This window comes from Qipengyuania sp. MTN3-11, from assembly GCF_042851825.1.
Taxonomy (GTDB): Bacteria; Pseudomonadota; Alphaproteobacteria; order Sphingomonadales; family Sphingomonadaceae; genus Qipengyuania.
Window position 1 is genome coordinate 39,020 of sequence record NZ_BTGM01000004.1, and the last position, 16,371, is coordinate 55,390.

A 16,371-nucleotide genomic window follows, 5' to 3' on the forward strand; every position below is an offset into this window, starting at 1 on the left:
ACCTTTCCTCTCCTCAGGCGGCTGCGAACTGGTTCATGGTGTTGTCCTTGCCGCCCGCCTTGAGCGCGGCTTCGCCGGCGAAATATTCCTTATGGTCGTCGCCGATGTCGGAGCCGGCCATGTTCTGGTGCTTGACGCAGGCGATGCCCTGGCGGATCTCCTCGCGCTGCACCGGCTTGACGTAGCCGAGCATGCCTTCTTCGCCGAAATAGCGCTTGGCGAGATTGTCGGTGCTGAGCGCCGCGGTGTGATAGGTCGGCAGGGTGATGAGGTGGTGGAAAATCCCCGCCTCGCGCGCCGCATCCTTCTGGAAGGTGCGGATACGCTCGTCGGCCTCGATGGCTAGATCGGTGCCGTCGTAATCCTCGCTCATCAGTCTGGCGCGATCGTACTCCGACAGATCGCGGCCTTCTTCGGTCCATGCATCAAAGACTTGCTGGCGGAAGTTGAGGGTCCAGTTGAAGCTGGGCGAATTGTTGTAGACCAACTTGGCATTCGGGATGACCTCGCGGATGCGATCGACCATGCCGCCGATCTGGCCGATGTGCGGCTTCTCGGTCTCGATCCACAGCAGGTCGGCGCCGTTCTGCAGGCTGGTGATGCAATCGAGGACGCAGCGATCCTCCCCGGTTCCGGAGCGGAACTGGTAGAGATTGCTCGGCAGGCGCTTGGGCGCCAGCAGCTTGCCGTCGCGGCTAATGAAGACCTGCCCATTGGTGATCCCGGCAGGATCGACTTCCTCGCAGTCGAGAAAGGCGTTGTACTGATCACCGAGATCGCCGGTCTCGGTCGAATAGGCGATCTGCTTGGTCAGACCGGCACCGAGGCTGTCGGTACGCGCGACGATGATACCGTCCGGCACGCCCAGCTCGATGAAGGCATAGCGGATCGCGCGGATCTTCTGGAGGAAATCCTCGTGCGGCACGGTGACCTTGCCGTCCTGATGGCCGCATTGCTTTTCGTCGGAAACCTGGTTCTCGATCTGGATCGCGCAGGCCCCGGCCTCGATCATCTTCTTGGCGAGCAGATAGGTCGCCTCGGCATTGCCGAAACCGGCGTCGATATCGGCGATAATCGGGGCGATATGCGTCTGATGCTCGTCGATCTTGTGGAGCAGGCGATGCGTGTTGACCGCGTCGCCGGCTTCCTTCGCCGCGTCGAGCTCGCGGAACAGACCGCCGAGTTCGCGTGCGTCGGCCTGACGCAGGAAGGTATAGATCTCCTCGATCAGATCGGGGACCGAGGTCTTTTCGTGCATCGACTGGTCGGGCAGGGGGCCGAACTCGCTGCGCAGAGCGGCGATCATCCAGCCGGACAGGTAGAGATACTTGCCCTTGGTGCTGCCGAAATGCTTCTTGATCGCGATCATCTTCTGCTGCGCGATGAAACCGTGCCAGCAGCCCAGCGACTGCGTGTAGTTAGCGGGATCGGCATCGTAGGCGTCCATGTCGGCGCGCATGATTCCGGCGGTGTAGCGGGCAATGTCGAGACCGGTCGGAAACCGGTTCTGGACCGCCATCCGTGCAGCGCTTTCGCTGTCGATGGCGGCCCAGCCAGCACCCTTGCTGCCGATTGTGTCGCGCATCTGAGCGATGCTGTTCTGATAGGTCATTCGAGTTCTCCTGTCCGTGCTGGCGTGGTGCCTTGCGCTTCATGAAGCGCGCTTGCGGCCAGATTGACAGGAAAATTCACACGAAAACTTGTCAAACCTGTTCTTGAAGGCATACAGGGCATGTAAAGATGTAAAGGAATTTACAATGGCGGACGACGCCCTGATGGTCGGTCCCTCCGTGCGGCGCGTCCGAAAACGCGAAGGGCTCACGCAGGCTGCGATGGCCGCGCGCCTGTCTATATCGCCGAGCTATCTCAATCTGATCGAGCGCAATCAGAGATCGCTCAGCGCGCGGGTGGTGATGGCGCTGGTCGAGGAGTTCGCATTCGATCCCCGAACCCTGCGGGAAGACGAGACGATCGGAGGCGTATCGGGCCTCATGCGGCGGCTTGCCGACGAGCGTTTCGCCGATCTGGCCATCGATCGCGAGGAGGCCGAGGAATTTCTTGCCGGCGCGCCCCATGTCGCCGCGGCCTTCGCACGCCTTTACGACGGTGCGGCGCCACGCTCACTCACCGAAGCAGACCCGATGGCGCAGGCACGCGCCGAGATCGAACGCTGGCGCAACCATTTCGCCGACCTCGATACCGCAGCAGAGAGAATGGCGGACGAGATGCGGCTGTCGCGCGGCGACATTGCCTTGGCCCTGACGGAACGACTGCGCGAACGCCACCAGCTTTCGGTCCGCATCCTGCCCCGCGAGGTCATGCCCGACAGCCTCCGCCGGCTCGATCTCCATGCGCGGCAGGTCCAGCTTTCGGAAATGCTTACGCCGGCATCGCGCAATTTCCAGCTCGCCCTGCAGGTCACGCAGCTCGAACAGCGAGGCGAAATCGATTCACTGGCAAAAGGCGCGGGGCTGGAAGACGAAGCGGCGCGGGGCCTCTTCCGCCGCCATCTCGAAGGCTATTTCGCGGCAGCGCTGATCATGCCCTATGGCCGCTTCCTGCGCGCCTGCGAGGCGACAGGGTACGATCTGCCGGTGCTCGAGCGGCGCTTCAACGTGAGTTTCGAGCAATTGGCGCACCGGCTGACCACGCTGCAGCGGGTGGGACAGCGCGGGCTTCCCTTCTTCATGGTGCGGATCGATCGGGCAGGGCAGTTCTCGAAAAATTTCGTCGGCGCCAGCACCGCGCGTTTCGCCGATAGCGACATCGCCTGTCCCCTGTGGGACGCGCACCGAGCCTTCGAGCGCGGCGGCGAACTGATCGTCCAGTTCGTTGCCATGGACGCGATCTCCGGCGACGAGAGCGACGAGCCCGGTGGCTGGCTGACGATGATGCGCAGCGTCGAGGGCAGCGGCGCCCCTGGCGAAGCGCGCTTCGTCGTCGCGCTGGGGATCGAGGCGGTGCTGGGCGGCGATCTGGCGCAGGCGCGCGGGATATCGCTGCGAACGGCCGATGCAACGGGCATCGGGCCCGGTTGCCCGTCGTGCTATCGGGAAGGTTGCGTCCAGCGCTCGCTGCCCCCGCACAGGCGCCCGTTGCAGTTCGATCCGATGCGTCGAGGCAACACGCCGTTCGAATTCGCCGCCCGTTGACCACGCGCCGGGGAACCGCGGCGAATTCCGCGTCGCTTCCGCCGCATCGAACCCATCGCGAGGTAAGCCAATGACCGAAGAACGGATTACCGAAACAACCACGCCGAGCGGCGATACCCATACCACGCACACCGTCATCCACGACGATGGACGGCGCAGCGGCGGCGGAGGAACTTGGCTGCTCGTGCTGCTGGTTGTCGTCCTCGCGGTAGCCGCCTTCTGGTTCTTCAGCCAGCAAAGCGGCGCGGAAATCGCCAAGGACAATGCCGTCGCCGGGGCCGCCGAGGAAGTCGGCAATGCCGCCGGGCAGGTCGGCGATGCGGCGCAAAATGCCGGCGAAGCCATCGAAGGCGCCGCAGACGGAAACTGATCGCGCGGTGGCGGGAAACCGGTGTCGGATATCTGAACAGGGCGGCCAGGCTTCGAACGCTTCGTCGCCCTGTTTTCATCCCGCGGTGTAAGATTTACCGACAGTTCACCGTTTGGTGCTATCCGGCAGGTTCAGAAGCTGTCCGGACCCTTCAAGCATGATCCGCATGTTCAAGCACTACATTCCCTACGCGGTGATGGTGCTTGCCCTCGTCGATATCGTCCTGCTGCTGCTGGCGGTCGATCTGGCGTGGCGTATGCGGACCTATCAGATCGCCACCTCACCGGGGGACTGGCGCGAACGGATCGCCGAGCTCTGCATTTTCGCCGGCATCGTGTTCACCGCCATGGCGGCGGTCGGCAGCTACAGCGTCGCGGCGCTGCAATCGATGCGCTTTGCGATCGCGCGCCTGCTGGTCGCTGTAAGCCTCGGGGTCATCGGCATATCGATCCTCGACCTCATGCTGCCGGGCGAGTTGCTGTGGCGCTCCATCCTGCTTTACGCGATGCTGTTCGCGATCGCTCTGCTTATCGGCAACCGCTTGCTGCTGGGGCCGATGCTGGGAACCTCGCGGTTCCAGCGGCGCATCCTCGTCCTCGGCGCGGGTGCCCGCGCCCGGCGTTTGGCCGATCTTGCGAAGAAGCCGGGCAGCGGCTTCGTGATCACTTCCTTCGTTGCGATGAGCGATGCCGAAATTCGCGTCGATCGCGCGGTCTTGCGCCATGAGATCGACGACCTCGGACTTCACGTCGACCGGACGCGGGCCGGTGAAGTGGTGCTGGCGCTGGAAGAGCGGCGCAATGCTTTGCCGCTGAAGGATCTCCTGCGGATCAAGACCCGCGGCGTCTACGTCAACGACTTCAGCAGCTTCATCGAGCGTGAAACCGGACGAGTGGATCTCGACACGCTCAATCCCAGCTGGCTGATCTTCTCCGACGGGTTTTCGTCGGGCCGCCTTCTCTCGAGCGGCGCCAAGCGCACGTTCGACGTGGTCGTCAGCCTCGCCTTGCTGGTGATCACTGCCCCCGTGATTCTTCTGTTCGCATTACTCGTAAGGCTCGAAAGCCCCGGTTCGCCGTTCTTTCGCCAGAAGCGCATCGGTCTCTACGGGGAGCCCTTCGTGCTCACCAAGCTGCGTTCGATGCGGCAGGATGCCGAAGCGGGCGGCGCGCAATGGGCGCAGAAGGACGATCCCCGCGTCACCCGCATCGGGCGCTTCATCCGCAAGGTCAGGATCGACGAGCTGCCGCAATGCTGGAACGTGCTCAAGGGGGAGATGAGCTTCGTTGGACCGCGCCCCGAACGCCCCAATTTCGTCGCCGAGCTGGAATCCGAGCTGCCATATTATGCCGAGCGGCACATGGTGAAGCCGGGTATCACCGGCTGGGCGCAGATCAATTTCCCCTACGGCGCATCGATCGAGGATTCGCGCGAGAAGCTCGAATACGATCTCTATTACGCGAAGAACTACACGCCGTTTCTCGATCTGCTGATCCTGCTGCAGACCCTGCGCGTCATCCTCTGGCCGGAAGGAGCGCGCTGAGCCGATGGAGGGCATGATCGCCTTCGTCTTGTTCGGGTTCGCGGCGCTGACCAGCGGTCTCGCCACGGTGGTGGTTGCGCGTGGAAAGGGCATCGAGCGGTCCGACCGACGGCCGGCGAGCGCGGCTTTGGCGCTGACGGCGCTGTGGGCCTGTGCGGCGGCTGCGCTGGGCACCGATCGCGCCCTCGTCCACCTTGCCGAGGTCGCGCGCAATCTGGCCTGGCTCTATGTCCTGTTTCGCCTTTTCGGCAACGACGGGCGCGACGAGACCGTCCGGGCCGTACGGCCACTGGCAGCCGCTCTCGGCGTGGTCGAGGCACTCCAGCTGGTACTGATATTGATCGCATTCGGGGCAACGTCATCGCCGCAAGCACCCCAATTCGCTTTCGAGACGTCGGCGCTGCTGCGGATTCTCCTGGGAATCGGAGCGCTGGTGTTGCTGCACAACCTCGTCGCAGGCGCTGCGGAGAGCTCCCGGCGTCTGCTCGCATGGAACGCCGGCGGACTGACGCTTCTGTGGGGATTCTTCTTGAATTTCCACACCGTCGCCTTCCTCACCGGATCGGCCTCGGCAGAACTCACTGGCCTTCGCGCTCTGGTGGTCGGGGTGGCGGCGCCGGTGTTCGCGCTCGGCTATGTCCGGGGGAGTGCGCAGCTCCGGTTCCGTACCTCGCGCTCGGTAACCTTCAGCATGCTCTCGCTCGGTCTGATTGCGATCTATCTGGTCGCGATGGTCCTCCTGTCGCAGTGGGTGGCGCGCTATTCCGGCGATCTTGCGCGCATCGCACAGGTCGGGTTCCTGCTGGTGGCGGGCGCGCTCTCGCTGCTGTGGCTGCCCTCGCGCCGCATGCGCGGTTGGTTGCGGGTCACGGTTCTGAAGCACTTCTTCCGCCACCGCTTCGACTACCGCAGCGAATGGATCCGCTTCACCCACACTATCGGCAGGGCCCCGGACGGCGAAACGCCGCTTTCGGAACGCGCGGTGAAGTCGCTCGCGGATATTACCGATTCTCCCGGTGGATTGCTGCTGTTGATGGATGGCGATGGTGGGCTGGTCCTGGGTGCCGACTGGCGCTGGCCGGGTGCGGAGGTTCCGCCGCGAGCGATGTCCGCAGAGCTCGCGCGACTGCTCGAACGCGAAGGGTTGATCCTCGATTTCGATGAAGCTCGCCAAGGGATCGATCATCACGGGGAGGTGGGACATCTGCCCGACTGGCTGCTCGCGGAGCAGCGTGCCTGGGCAGCGGTTCCGCTGATCCATCACGACCGGCTCGTCGGAGTGGCGGTGCTGGTTCGTCCGCCGGTATCCCGTCGGCTCGACTGGGAGGATTTCGACCTTCTTTCCATCGCTGGGCGGCAGGTGGCGAGCTATCTGGCCGAACAGTCGGGCCAGCACGCTCTGGAGGAGGTCGCCCGCTTCGACGAATTCAACCGGCGGATGGCGTTCGTGATGCACGACATCAAGAACCTGTCGAGCCAGATGAGCCTGCTGCTACGCAACGCTGAACGGCATGCCGACAATCCTGAATTTCGCAAGGACATGCTGGTCACGCTGCGCAACAGCGTCGACAAGCTCAACACCATGCTCTCACGTCTTGGCCGCTACGGCACAGCGAAGACCGAAATGGCGGAAGCGTTCGACCTCGGAACGCTCGCTCGCGACCTCAAGACCCGATTCGAACGCCAGCATCCGATCGAATTGAACCTGCCGCGGGTGTGCCAGGTGGTCGGCATACGCGATGCTCTCGACCAAGCGCTGTCGCATCTCGTCCAGAATGCAATCGACGCCAGCCCTACCGCTGCACCGGTCTCGATCACGGTCGACTGCGACGCCCTTCGTGCCGTCGTCACGATTGCCGATAGCGGGCCGGGGATGAGCCCCGCTTTCGTTCGCGACGGGCTTTTCCGCCCCTTCGTCTCTTCCAAGGACGGGGGCTTCGGGATCGGGGCCTGCGAAGCGCGCGAACTCGTCCGCGGGATGGGCGGGCGGCTCGACGTCGATTCGCGCGAGGGATTCGGCACCCGGTTCAGCATAAGCCTGCCGATGGCCGAAGCGGCGCGCCTGATCGGTAATGGCCGTGGCGGCTCTCACAACCAAAGCGAGGCCGCATGATGGCGCAAGCGAAGACCGACAGTCTGCCCAAATTGCTGATCGTCGAGGACGACGAAGGCCTGCAGGCGCAGCTCAAATGGGCCTACGATGCCTATGAGGTGGTGATCGCCGGGGATCGCGAGAGCGCGCTTGCGGCGCTGCGGGCCGAGGCACCCGCCGTCGTCACGCTCGATCTCGGCCTGCCGCCCGATCCCGACGGCGTCAGCGAGGGCTTCGCCGTTCTGGACGCGATCGTCGAGCTCAAGCCCGATACCAAGATCATCGTCGCCTCAGGGCACGGGGCGCGGGAGAGTGCGCTGGAGGCGATCGCCCGGGGCGCCTACGATTTCTACCAGAAGCCGGTCGACATAGAGCGGCTCGGCCTGATCGTCGACAGGGCGTTCCGGCTTCACGCGATCGAAGAGGAAAATCGCCGGCTGGCGGCAAGGGTGGGTTCGGAAAGCACCGTGCTGGGCGCGATCATCACCGCCGCCCCGGAGATGGCCAAGGTCGGCCGGATGATCGAGCGGGTCGCCGATACCGGGGTGTCGGTGATGCTCCTGGGTGCGAGCGGCACGGGCAAGGAACTGCTCGCAAGGGGCCTGCACAACGTCAGCGATCGCCGCGACGGCAATTTCGTCGCCATCAATTGCGCGGCGATTCCCGAAAACCTGCTCGAAAGCGAGCTGTTCGGTCACGAGAAGGGCGCGTTCACCGGTGCGGTCAAGACCACGGAGGGCAAGATCGAACTGGCCGATGGCGGAACGCTGTTCCTCGACGAGGTCGGCGACATTCCAGCTCCCCTCCAGGTCAAGCTGCTGCGCTTCCTGCAGGAGCGTACCATCGAGCGGGTCGGGGGCCGCAGGTCGATCCCGGTCGACACGCGGATCGTTTGCGCCACGCACCAGAACCTCGAAGCGATGATCGGCGAGGGGACGTTCCGCGAGGACCTGTTCTATCGCCTCGCCGAGATCGTGGTGAAAATTCCCGCGCTTGCCGAGAGGCCCGGGGATGCCGTGCTGCTGGCCCGGCATTTCCTCAACCGCTTCGCCAGAGAGATGAACCCGGGCGTCACCGGTTTCGCCCCCGACGCTCTGGCCGCGATCGACGCATGGCCCTGGCCCGGCAATGTCCGCGAACTGGAGAACCGGGTGAAGCGCGCCGTGATCATGGCCGATGGCAAGCTCGTGGGGGCCGAGGATCTCGATCTGCAGGATGGATCCGAAGAGGCCGAGACCGCCCTCAATCTCAAGACCGCGCGCGAGCAGTCCGACCGCCGCATGATCCGCAAGGCCCTGGCGCGCAGCGAGGGAAATATCTCGAACACCGCCAGGCTGCTCGGGATCAGCCGACCGACGCTCTACGACCTGCTCAAGCAGTATGATCTCCAGACCTGACTGGATCGGCGCGTCCATCGCGATCCTGCTGGCGCTCGCGGGCTGCTCTGCCGGCGCCGACGACAGTGCGCCCGTGGATCGAACAGTTGCGACCGCAACGGAGGGAGGCGAACTCGCACGCTGGCGCGAGCTTGGTCGAGAGCGGTTGGCGCAGGGCGATCTTGCGCGGGCGGCGGACGCGTTCGATCGTGCTCTGGCGGCGGACGCGGACGATGCCGGCCTGTGGGTCGATATCGGGCGCATGCGCTATCGCAGCGGCCAGCAGGAACTGGCGATCGCAGCGGCCGAACGCGCGCTCGCTATCGATCCGGCCAATCCGCAGGCGCTGCTATTCCAAGGGCAACTGGCACGCGACGCCTACGGGCTTCTGGCCGGTCTCGCCTGGTTCGATCGCGGCCTGGATGTGCGGCCGGACGATCCGGCACTGTTGCTCGACCACGCCGCCACGCTGATCGATCTCGACCGCGCCGAGGAAGCGCTGGTCTCGCTCCGCCATCTGGCGCGGGTGGCGCCGGCAACACCCGAACTGCCCTACCTCCAGGCGGTGATCGCCGCGCGTGGGGGCGATTTCGTTCTCGCCCGGACGCTGTTTCAGCGCGTCGGTCCGGCGACTCGCGAACGACCATCGGCCAGGATGCTCGACGGCATCATCGCTCTCGAGCAGGAGCAATATGCGAGCGCAGCGCAAATCTTCGACGCTCTGCTTCGGCAACAACCGGACAATTCGCGAATTCAGCGCCTGCTTGCCCGATCGCTGTATCTGGGCGGTTCGCATCGTCAGCTCGTCGCGCGGTTCGAGGAGAAAGCTCTGCGTGGCAACGCGTCTCCATATCTGCAGACACTGGTGGGACGGTCGCTCGAAGCCTTGGGGCGCCGAGGGGAAGCTGCCGACTTTCTCGATTCCGCCGGTTGGCAGGACGCTAGGACGCTCACGCCCTTGCCTCCGTCGGCGCCTCTGGAGGCCGCGTTGCTCGATGAGAAAGGGGGTGGGATCGCCGCAAGAGACTTCGTCCGCGCGAGCCTGGACGGTTCGTCTGTCGACGAAGCAGGGGCGCGGGCGCGGCGCTATCTGGACGACGCGCCGGGCTCGGGAGATGCGCTCAATCTGCTCGGCGATGCGCTGCTGGCGGCGGGCGACGCGCAGGGCGCGATCGATGCCTATACGCGCGCGGCGCGCATCCGCCGCGGATGGCCCCTCACCTTGCGACTGGTGGCGGCGGAACGGCTGGCCGGTCGCCCGGACCGTGCGGAAGAGCTCGTGGCGAGTTACCTCGCACAGGGCGGCGATGCGCCCGAAGCCGTAGAACTTTACGGTCGCATGCTCGCGAGGAGCGGCGCGTGGACGGCCGCGGCCCGCGTGCTCGACACCGCCATCGAGAACGGCGCGGACAACCCCCGTATTCTCGCGCTGCGCAGCCAGGTGGCGTTGCGGCTCGGAGATCGCGAGGTCGCGCTCGACCGGGCCTGGCGGGCCTACCGCGCGCAGCCGATGTATGTCCCCGCTATTGCGGCGCTGGCCGAAGCCACCGACGATCCGGCGCTTAAGGCGCGGCTGACGGAAAAGCTCGACCGGATCGGACGCCGCTGACGCTCGACAAGAGGGGCCCGGGCGGGCAGGCGCGCGCGATGATGATCCGATCCGTCCTTTCCGACCCCATGTTGCGGATGCTCGCCGGTGCGATCGCTCTGGCGGCCATTCTTCCGGCAACGGGTGCGGGGAGAGTGGCGGCGGAATGGGTGGTGAATGCGGCGATCTTCACGCTTTTCCTTCTGAACGGCATGCGGATCGCACGTTCGGACATCGCCGCCGGCCTCGCCAACTGGAGGTTTCTCCTCCCGCTCGTACTGTGGGTGTTCGGCGCGATGGCACTGGCGGGACTGGGCCTCGCCCGGATAGGGGAAGGCGTCCTTCCCCCGCTCGTCGCGGTCGGTTTCCTCTATCTGGGGGCGCTGCCTTCGACCGTGCAGTCGGCGACCTCCTACACCTCGCTCGCGGGCGGAAACATTGCGCTGTCGGTCGTCGGTGCGGCTCTCCTCAACATCCTCGGCGTGTTCGTCACCGTGCCGATTTTCCTCGCGCTGGGCGGGTCGGGCGAGGGGGCGGTCGGCTTCGAGACGGTTCGCAAGATCGCACTAATCCTGCTCTTGCCCTTCGCCATCGGCCAGCTTGTCCAAGGATGGACGACCGGCTTCATCGCTCGGCACAAGCCCAAGATCGTCTGGATCGACCGTTTCGTGATCGCCATCGCCGTTTACGTCGCATTTTCGGGCGCGGTCGAGCAGGGGATCTGGAGCCGGGTGGATGCCGCCGCCTGGGCCGTTCTTTCCGGACTGGTCGCGCTCTTCCTGCTGGTCGGCAATCTCGGGGCGTGGATAGTCGGCGGCATGCTCGCCCTGCCGCGCCGGGATCGCATCGCCTTTCTGTTCGGCGGGGCGCAGAAAAGCGCGGCCATCGGCGTGCCGCTGGCGACGATCCTCTTCGCGCCCGAGGCGGCCGGATTCATCGTGGTGCCGTTGCTGCTTTATCACCTGTTCCAGCTGGTCGTCGCGGCGCCGGTGGCAGGCAGGTTGCGAGTCAGGCCGGCGGCGGCTGAGCTCCCTCCGCAAGCGACGGCTCGTTCCGGTTGACGCGGATGGACCACCACAGCGACAGCCCGATCAGCGTCGCCCCGATCAATCCGGTGATCGTTTCGGGAATGTGGAAGCGGGCGGAGAAGAGCATGATCAGCCCGAGCGCGATGATCGCCCAGAACGCCCCGTTCTCGAGGAATTTGTACTGGGCCAGCGTCCCCTTCTTGACCAGATGAATGGTCATCGAACGGACGAACATCGCACCGATCGACAGGCCGAGCGCGATCACCACCATGTTGTTGGAGAGCGCGAAGGCGCCGATCACACCGTCGAAGCTGAAGCTCGCGTCGAGCACGTTGAGATAAAGGAATCCGCCAAGCCCGCTGCGCACCGCGGCACCGGCGAGCCGCTTCTTTTCCTCGTGGATTTCCAGGAGCGCGTTGATCCCCTCGACGGCGATGAATGTCACCAGGCCGAGGATGCCGGCGACCAGGAATGTCAGCGCGTCGTCCGCCGGGAGCATCGACGAGATACCCCATAGCACCAGCAACAGGATTGCGATTTCGGCCGCGGGCAACGCGGCGAATTTCGCGAGGAAACGTTCTATGTCCCGGATCCAGTGGACGTCCTTGTCCTGGTCGAAGAAGAACTTGAGGCCGACCATCGCCAGGAACGCGCCGCCGAAACCCGCGATCCCGACATGCGCGGCGCTGACTATGCGCTCGTATTCCTCGGGTTGGTTGAGCGACAGGCGGATGGTCTCGATCGGCCCGAGCCCGGCGGCAATGGCGACGATCGCGAGCGGGAAGACGATGCGCATGCCGAAGACGGCGAAGGCGATCCCCCAAGTAAGGAAGCGTCGCTGCCAGACCTCGTCCATTTCCTTCAGCACCGAGGCATTTACCACGGCATTGTCGAAGCTGAGCGAGATCTCGAGCACCGAGAGGATCGCGACGATCCAAAGGATCTCTACCACCCCGACGAGGGTACCGGAGGCGCTCCAGCCGTACCATGCGGCCAGTCCGAGGCAGATCACGGTGAAGACGAGGGAGAATTTGTAGAAGGCGAGAAGCGTCTTCATCGGGCGCTCAATCCTTTGGCTGGTAAGTCTGGTCTTCGCCAGGGAAGCTGCGGTCGCGAACCTCCGCGGCATAGCGGGCGGCGGTGTCGGAAATGGTCTGGGCCAGATCGCCGTATTTCTTCACGAAGCGCGGGACGCGCTCGAACATGCCGAGCATGTCGTCGGTGACGAGCACCTGGCCGTCGCATTGCGCCGACGCGCCGATTCCGATGGTCGGGGCGGACACCGCCTTGGTCGCCGCGATCGCGATAGGTTCGACGACCCCTTCGATCACGATCGCGAAGGCGCCAGCCTCGTCGAGCGCCCTGGCGTCACCGACGATCTTGTCCGCCTCGGCATCGCTGCGTCCGCGAGCCATGTAGCCGCCGAGCACGTTGACCGCCTGGGGAGTCAGCCCGACATGGCCCATCACCGGGATGCCGCGCTGCGAGAGGAAACGCACGGTCTCGGCCATGGCTTCCCCGCCCTCCAGCTTGACGCCCGCCGCGCCGCTCGCCTTCATCAGCATGGCGGCGCTCTCGAAAGCCTGTTGCGGCGACTGTTCGTAGGAACCGAAAGGCATGTCGACGACCACCACCGGATGGTAGCTGCCACGCACCACCGCAGCGGCATGGTTGGCCATCATCTCCAGCGTCACCGGGACGGTGGAGGGCAGGCCGTAAATCACCTGGGCCAGCGAATCCCCCACCAGCAGAAGGTCGCAATGCGCATCGAGCAATTGCGCCTGGCGCGCGGTGTAGGCGGTCAGCATCACCAGCGGCTCCTGGGTAACGCCATCCTTCTTGCGTGCGCGGATTCTGGGCACGGTCAGCCGCTTCATCGGCTGCGGCGTGGGTGTGGCCCGGCTGGTCGATGTGTCTAGCTGGTATGTCGACATGGATCAGCGGTTAGCCGCCTGTCGACACAAAGGCAAAGCACACTCGACGCGCGTGGCCAAACCCTCCACAACGACCAGGGAGAAGCGTGCCGGTCGCCTGCGAGGCGCGCGAGGACAGGAGCTGAATACAAATGGTCGCCGCATCGCAAACCACAGGCGAGGGCTGGTCCTCGCGTACCGCCTTCATTCTTGCCGCGGTCGGCGCCGCGGTCGGGCTCGGCAATATCTGGCGCTTCCCGACGCTTGCGGGCGAGAGCGGGGGCGGAGCCTTCGTCATCGTCTACATCGCTTGCGTTTTCCTTCTCGGCTTGCCCTTGGTGCTGTCCGAAATCTTCATCGGCCGCGCAGGTCAGACCGACGCGGTAGGCTCGATCCGCCGGGTCGCGACGCAATCCAAGGCGTCGCCGGGTTGGTCGATCTTCGGAGGCATCGGTGCGCTCGCCGCCTTCCTGATCCTCTCCTTCTACTCCGTGGTCGCGGGCTGGGTGCTCTACTACGCGGGTGTCCTTGGGGCCGACTTCGTCCAGGCTCTGCTGGCGGGCGACCCGTTCCGCGGTGCTCTGGCAGGCGAGAGCCAGGCGCAGATCCAGCAGCGGCTCGACGACATGTTCGCCAATGTCGGCCTGCTGCTGGTCGTCCACCTATTTTTCATGGGCCTGACGCTGTTCATCGTCGCGCGCGGGGTTCACGCAGGGATCGAAAAGGCCGCAACGATCCTGATGCCGATTTTCTTCGCGCTGCTGGTAGGCCTGGTGATCTACGGCGCGATCGAAGGCGACATGGGCGAGGCGATGACCTTTCTCTTCACGCCGGACTGGAGCAAGTTGACACCGGCGGTGATGAACTCCGCGCTCGGCCAGGCGCTGTTTTCACTGTCGCTCGGGGTCGCCGGGCTGATCACCTACGGTTCCTATATCAAGAGCGACGGCGGGCTGGGGCCGACCTCGGCGATGATCGCCATGGCCGATACCAGCGTCGCCCTGCTGGCGGGCCTGATGATCTTCCCGATCGTCTTCTCGGTGGGTCTCGATCCCGCTTCGGGCCCGACGCTGGTGTTCCAGTCGTTGCCCTTCGCTTTTCAGACCATGCCGGGCGGGGCGCTGATCGGTTTCCTGTTCTTCATGCTGATCCTGGTCGCCGCTGTCACCAGTTCGATCTCGCTGCTCGAGGTGCCGACCGCCTGGGGCATCGGCGAGCGTGGATGGAGCAGGACCAAATCGGCCGCGATCTTCGGGGGCGGAGCCTTCGTCTTCGGCATCTTCAGCCTTCTGAGCTTCAACCTTTGGTCGGATGTCCGCATCTTGGGGTTCTGGGACATCTTCGCCGAGACCAATATCTTCGACACGATCGACGGCTTCACGGGCAAAATCATGCTGCCCGTCGGCGCCCTGCTGACCTCGCTGTTCGTCGGCTGGAAGGCCGACCGCAACCTGGTGCGGACCACCACCGGCCTTTCGCCCGCGATGTTCGGCCTGTGGCGATTCCTGATCGCCTGGCTGTGCCCGCTGGCCGTGACGGTGATCCTCGTAACCGGGCTATTTCCGGCAATTCTAGGCAGCTGATTTTCCCGCTTTCCAGCCCTGTCACCCCGCTGTAATGATCACGGCCGGCTGGCAGGGCGGGGAGGTCTCGCTGCGGACCTGGAGAGTGCCCGCACTATGCTGCTCGACCGCGTAAAGCCGCTCGACGCCATTCTGGCGACGGCGGAAAGGAAATCCCTCAAGCGAACCCTCGGCCCCTTGCAATTGATGCTGTTCGGCATCGGCTGCATCATCGGCACGGGCATCTTCGTACTCACCAGCGTCGGCGCACAGAAGGCCGGGCCCGGGTTAATGCTGGCCTTCGCCATTGCCGGCGCAGTCTGCATCGTCGCCGCGCTCTGCTATGCCGAGATCGCCTCGATGATCCCGGTCGCGGGCTCCGCCTACACCTACAGCTACGCCTCGATGGGCGAATTCCTCGCCTGGACCGTGGGCTGGGCGCTGATCATGGAATACGCGATCGCGGCCAGCGCCGTCTCGGTCGGGTGGTCGGGCTATTTCTCGGGAACGATCCTGGAGGAATTCCTCGGCATATACCTCCCTCAATGGCTGGCGGCAGGTCCGTTGGCCCTGGGGGGCGAGGAAGGCGGATTTATCAACCTGCCGGCGGTGCTGATCGCCCTCCTGGTCACCGGCCTGCTGATCATCGGAACAAGCGAGAGCGCCAAGGTCAACGCGGTCCTGGTGGCGATCAAGGTGACCGCGCTGACGGCGTTCATCGCGCTGACGCTCACCAGCCCCGAATTCGATGCGGCGCGTTTCAATCCTTTTCTGCCCGCCGGCGTCTTCGGTGAATGGGGATCGGGCACCGGCGCGGTCGGTGCCGCTGCGACGATGTTCTTCGCCTATGTCGGCTTCGACGCGGTCTCCACCGCAGCGGAGGAAACCAAGAACCCGCAGCGCAACGTGCCGATCGGCCTGATCGGCTCGCTGCTGTTCTGCACCGTATTCTACATCCTCGTCGCCGCCGGTGCGATCGGCACCATCGGCGGGCAGCCTATCATGGGTGCAGGGGGCCTGCCGGTGGAGGCGGGATCGGTCGAACTCGCGCGGCAATGCGCGATGCCGCAATATGCCGACGCGCTGGTCTGCTCGGACGAGGCATTGGCGCATGTCTTGCGCGAGATCGGCTTCTCGGGAATCGGCAACACGCTGGGCGTCGCCGCCTTCCTGGCGCTGCCCTCGGTCATCCTGGTGCTGCTTTTCGCGCAGACGCGCATCTTCTTCGTCATGAGCCGCGACGGTCTGCTTCCCGCCCGGCTCAGCCGAATCCACCCGCGGTTCAAGACCCCGCATGTGGTGACCGCGATCACCGGATCGGTGGTCGCACTGGGGGCGGGTTTCTTCCCGGTCGGCCAGCTTGCCGACATCTCGAACGCCGGCACGCTCTACGCCTTCCTGATGGTGGCGGTGGCGGTGATGGTGTTGCGGCGCAAGGATGCGGGAAGGGCGCGTTCGTTCCGGGTCCCGGCGGTGTGGCTGATCGCGCCGCTGACGATCATCGGTTGTATCTTCCTGTTCGTGAACCTGCCGACCATGGCGATGCTGTTCCTGCCGATCTGGGGCGTGATCGGCATCGCCATCTACCTGCTCTACAGCCGCCGGCGCAGTCATCTCGGGCTGGGCGTCGTCGAAGTGGTCGACGACATCGCCGGCGACGAGACCATGGTGCCGATCGATCCGCCTTCGCAGCGCTGATCGATGAAATGATAAAGGGCCGCCCGATGGGGCGGCCCTTCCTCGTTAG

12 protein-coding genes are annotated in these 16,371 nt (G+C 65.0%); 9 read left to right on the forward strand and 3 right to left on the reverse strand.

The features are described from left to right. Nucleotides 1-13: 13 nt before the first annotated feature. The gene (locus ACGHN1_RS13000; RefSeq protein ID WP_390551291.1) at nt 14-1,612 is read right to left on the reverse strand and encodes an isocitrate lyase; all 1,599 of its coding nucleotides are present in this window, start codon (nt 1,610-1,612) and stop codon (nt 14-16) included. A 145-nt stretch (nt 1,613-1,757) separates the two neighbouring features. Between ACGHN1_RS13000 and ACGHN1_RS13005 the strand changes: the two genes are divergently transcribed. From ACGHN1_RS13005 to ACGHN1_RS13035, 7 genes are all read left to right on the forward strand, one after another. Then, nucleotides 1,758-3,152: a short-chain fatty acyl-CoA regulator family protein gene (locus ACGHN1_RS13005; RefSeq protein WP_390551292.1), complete on the forward strand. Its 1,395-nt coding sequence runs from the start codon at nt 1,758-1,760 to the stop codon at nt 3,150-3,152. A gap of 70 nt (nt 3,153-3,222) precedes the next feature. After that, nucleotides 3,223-3,522 (forward strand): hypothetical protein, encoded by a 300-nt coding sequence (locus tag ACGHN1_RS13010; protein ID WP_390551293.1) that lies wholly within the window; start codon nt 3,223-3,225, stop codon nt 3,520-3,522. A 157-nt stretch (nt 3,523-3,679) separates the two neighbouring features. Next, entirely contained in the window at nt 3,680-5,065 is a 1,386-nt protein-coding gene (locus ACGHN1_RS13015; protein ID WP_390551294.1) for a TIGR03013 family XrtA/PEP-CTERM system glycosyltransferase, read from the forward strand. Between the two features lie 4 nt (nt 5,066-5,069). After that, the gene (prsK, locus tag ACGHN1_RS13020) at nt 5,070-7,178 is read left to right on the forward strand and encodes an XrtA/PEP-CTERM system histidine kinase PrsK (protein ID WP_390551295.1); all 2,109 of its coding nucleotides are present in this window, start codon (nt 5,070-5,072) and stop codon (nt 7,176-7,178) included. Further along, nucleotides 7,178-8,554 carry a PEP-CTERM-box response regulator transcription factor gene (gene prsR, locus ACGHN1_RS13025; RefSeq protein WP_390551567.1) on the forward strand — a complete coding sequence of 459 codons (1,377 nt, stop codon included), beginning with the start codon at nt 7,178-7,180 and terminating at the stop codon, nt 8,552-8,554. The genes prsK and prsR overlap by 1 nt, the downstream gene beginning before the upstream one ends. Further along, nucleotides 8,538-10,142 (forward strand): tetratricopeptide repeat protein, encoded by a 1,605-nt coding sequence (locus ACGHN1_RS13030; protein ID WP_390551296.1) that lies wholly within the window; start codon nt 8,538-8,540, stop codon nt 10,140-10,142. Before prsR ends, ACGHN1_RS13030 begins: the two co-directional genes overlap by 17 nt. Before the next feature lie 38 nt (nt 10,143-10,180). Further along, a complete protein-coding gene (locus ACGHN1_RS13035) occupies nt 10,181-11,182 on the forward strand; it encodes a bile acid:sodium symporter family protein (protein WP_390551297.1) in 1,002 nt (333 codons plus the stop codon). Here ACGHN1_RS13035 and ACGHN1_RS13040 read toward each other — a convergent pair. Together ACGHN1_RS13040 and panB are read right to left on the reverse strand one after the other, a co-directional pair. After that, entirely contained in the window at nt 11,130-12,206 is a 1,077-nt protein-coding gene (locus tag ACGHN1_RS13040) for a DUF475 domain-containing protein (protein WP_390551298.1), read from the reverse strand. The two genes, ACGHN1_RS13035 and ACGHN1_RS13040, sit on opposite strands and share 53 nt — an antisense overlap. A 7-nt stretch (nt 12,207-12,213) precedes the next feature. Next, nucleotides 12,214-13,083, reverse strand: a complete 870-nt coding sequence (gene panB, locus ACGHN1_RS13045; protein ID WP_390551299.1) for a 3-methyl-2-oxobutanoate hydroxymethyltransferase — start codon at nt 13,081-13,083, stop codon at nt 12,214-12,216. A gap of 131 nt (nt 13,084-13,214) precedes the next feature. Here panB and ACGHN1_RS13050 point away from each other — a divergent pair, with 131 nt between their 5' ends. Together ACGHN1_RS13050 and ACGHN1_RS13055 are read left to right on the forward strand one after the other, a co-directional pair. Next, complete coding sequence (locus ACGHN1_RS13050) at nt 13,215-14,645, forward strand: sodium-dependent transporter (RefSeq protein ID WP_390551300.1); 1,431 nt, start codon at nt 13,215-13,217, stop codon at nt 14,643-14,645. 96 nt (nt 14,646-14,741) lie between these two features. After that, nucleotides 14,742-16,322 carry an amino acid permease gene (locus ACGHN1_RS13055; protein WP_390551301.1) on the forward strand — a complete coding sequence of 527 codons (1,581 nt, stop codon included), beginning with the start codon at nt 14,742-14,744 and terminating at the stop codon, nt 16,320-16,322. Nucleotides 16,323-16,371: the final 49 nt, after the last annotated feature.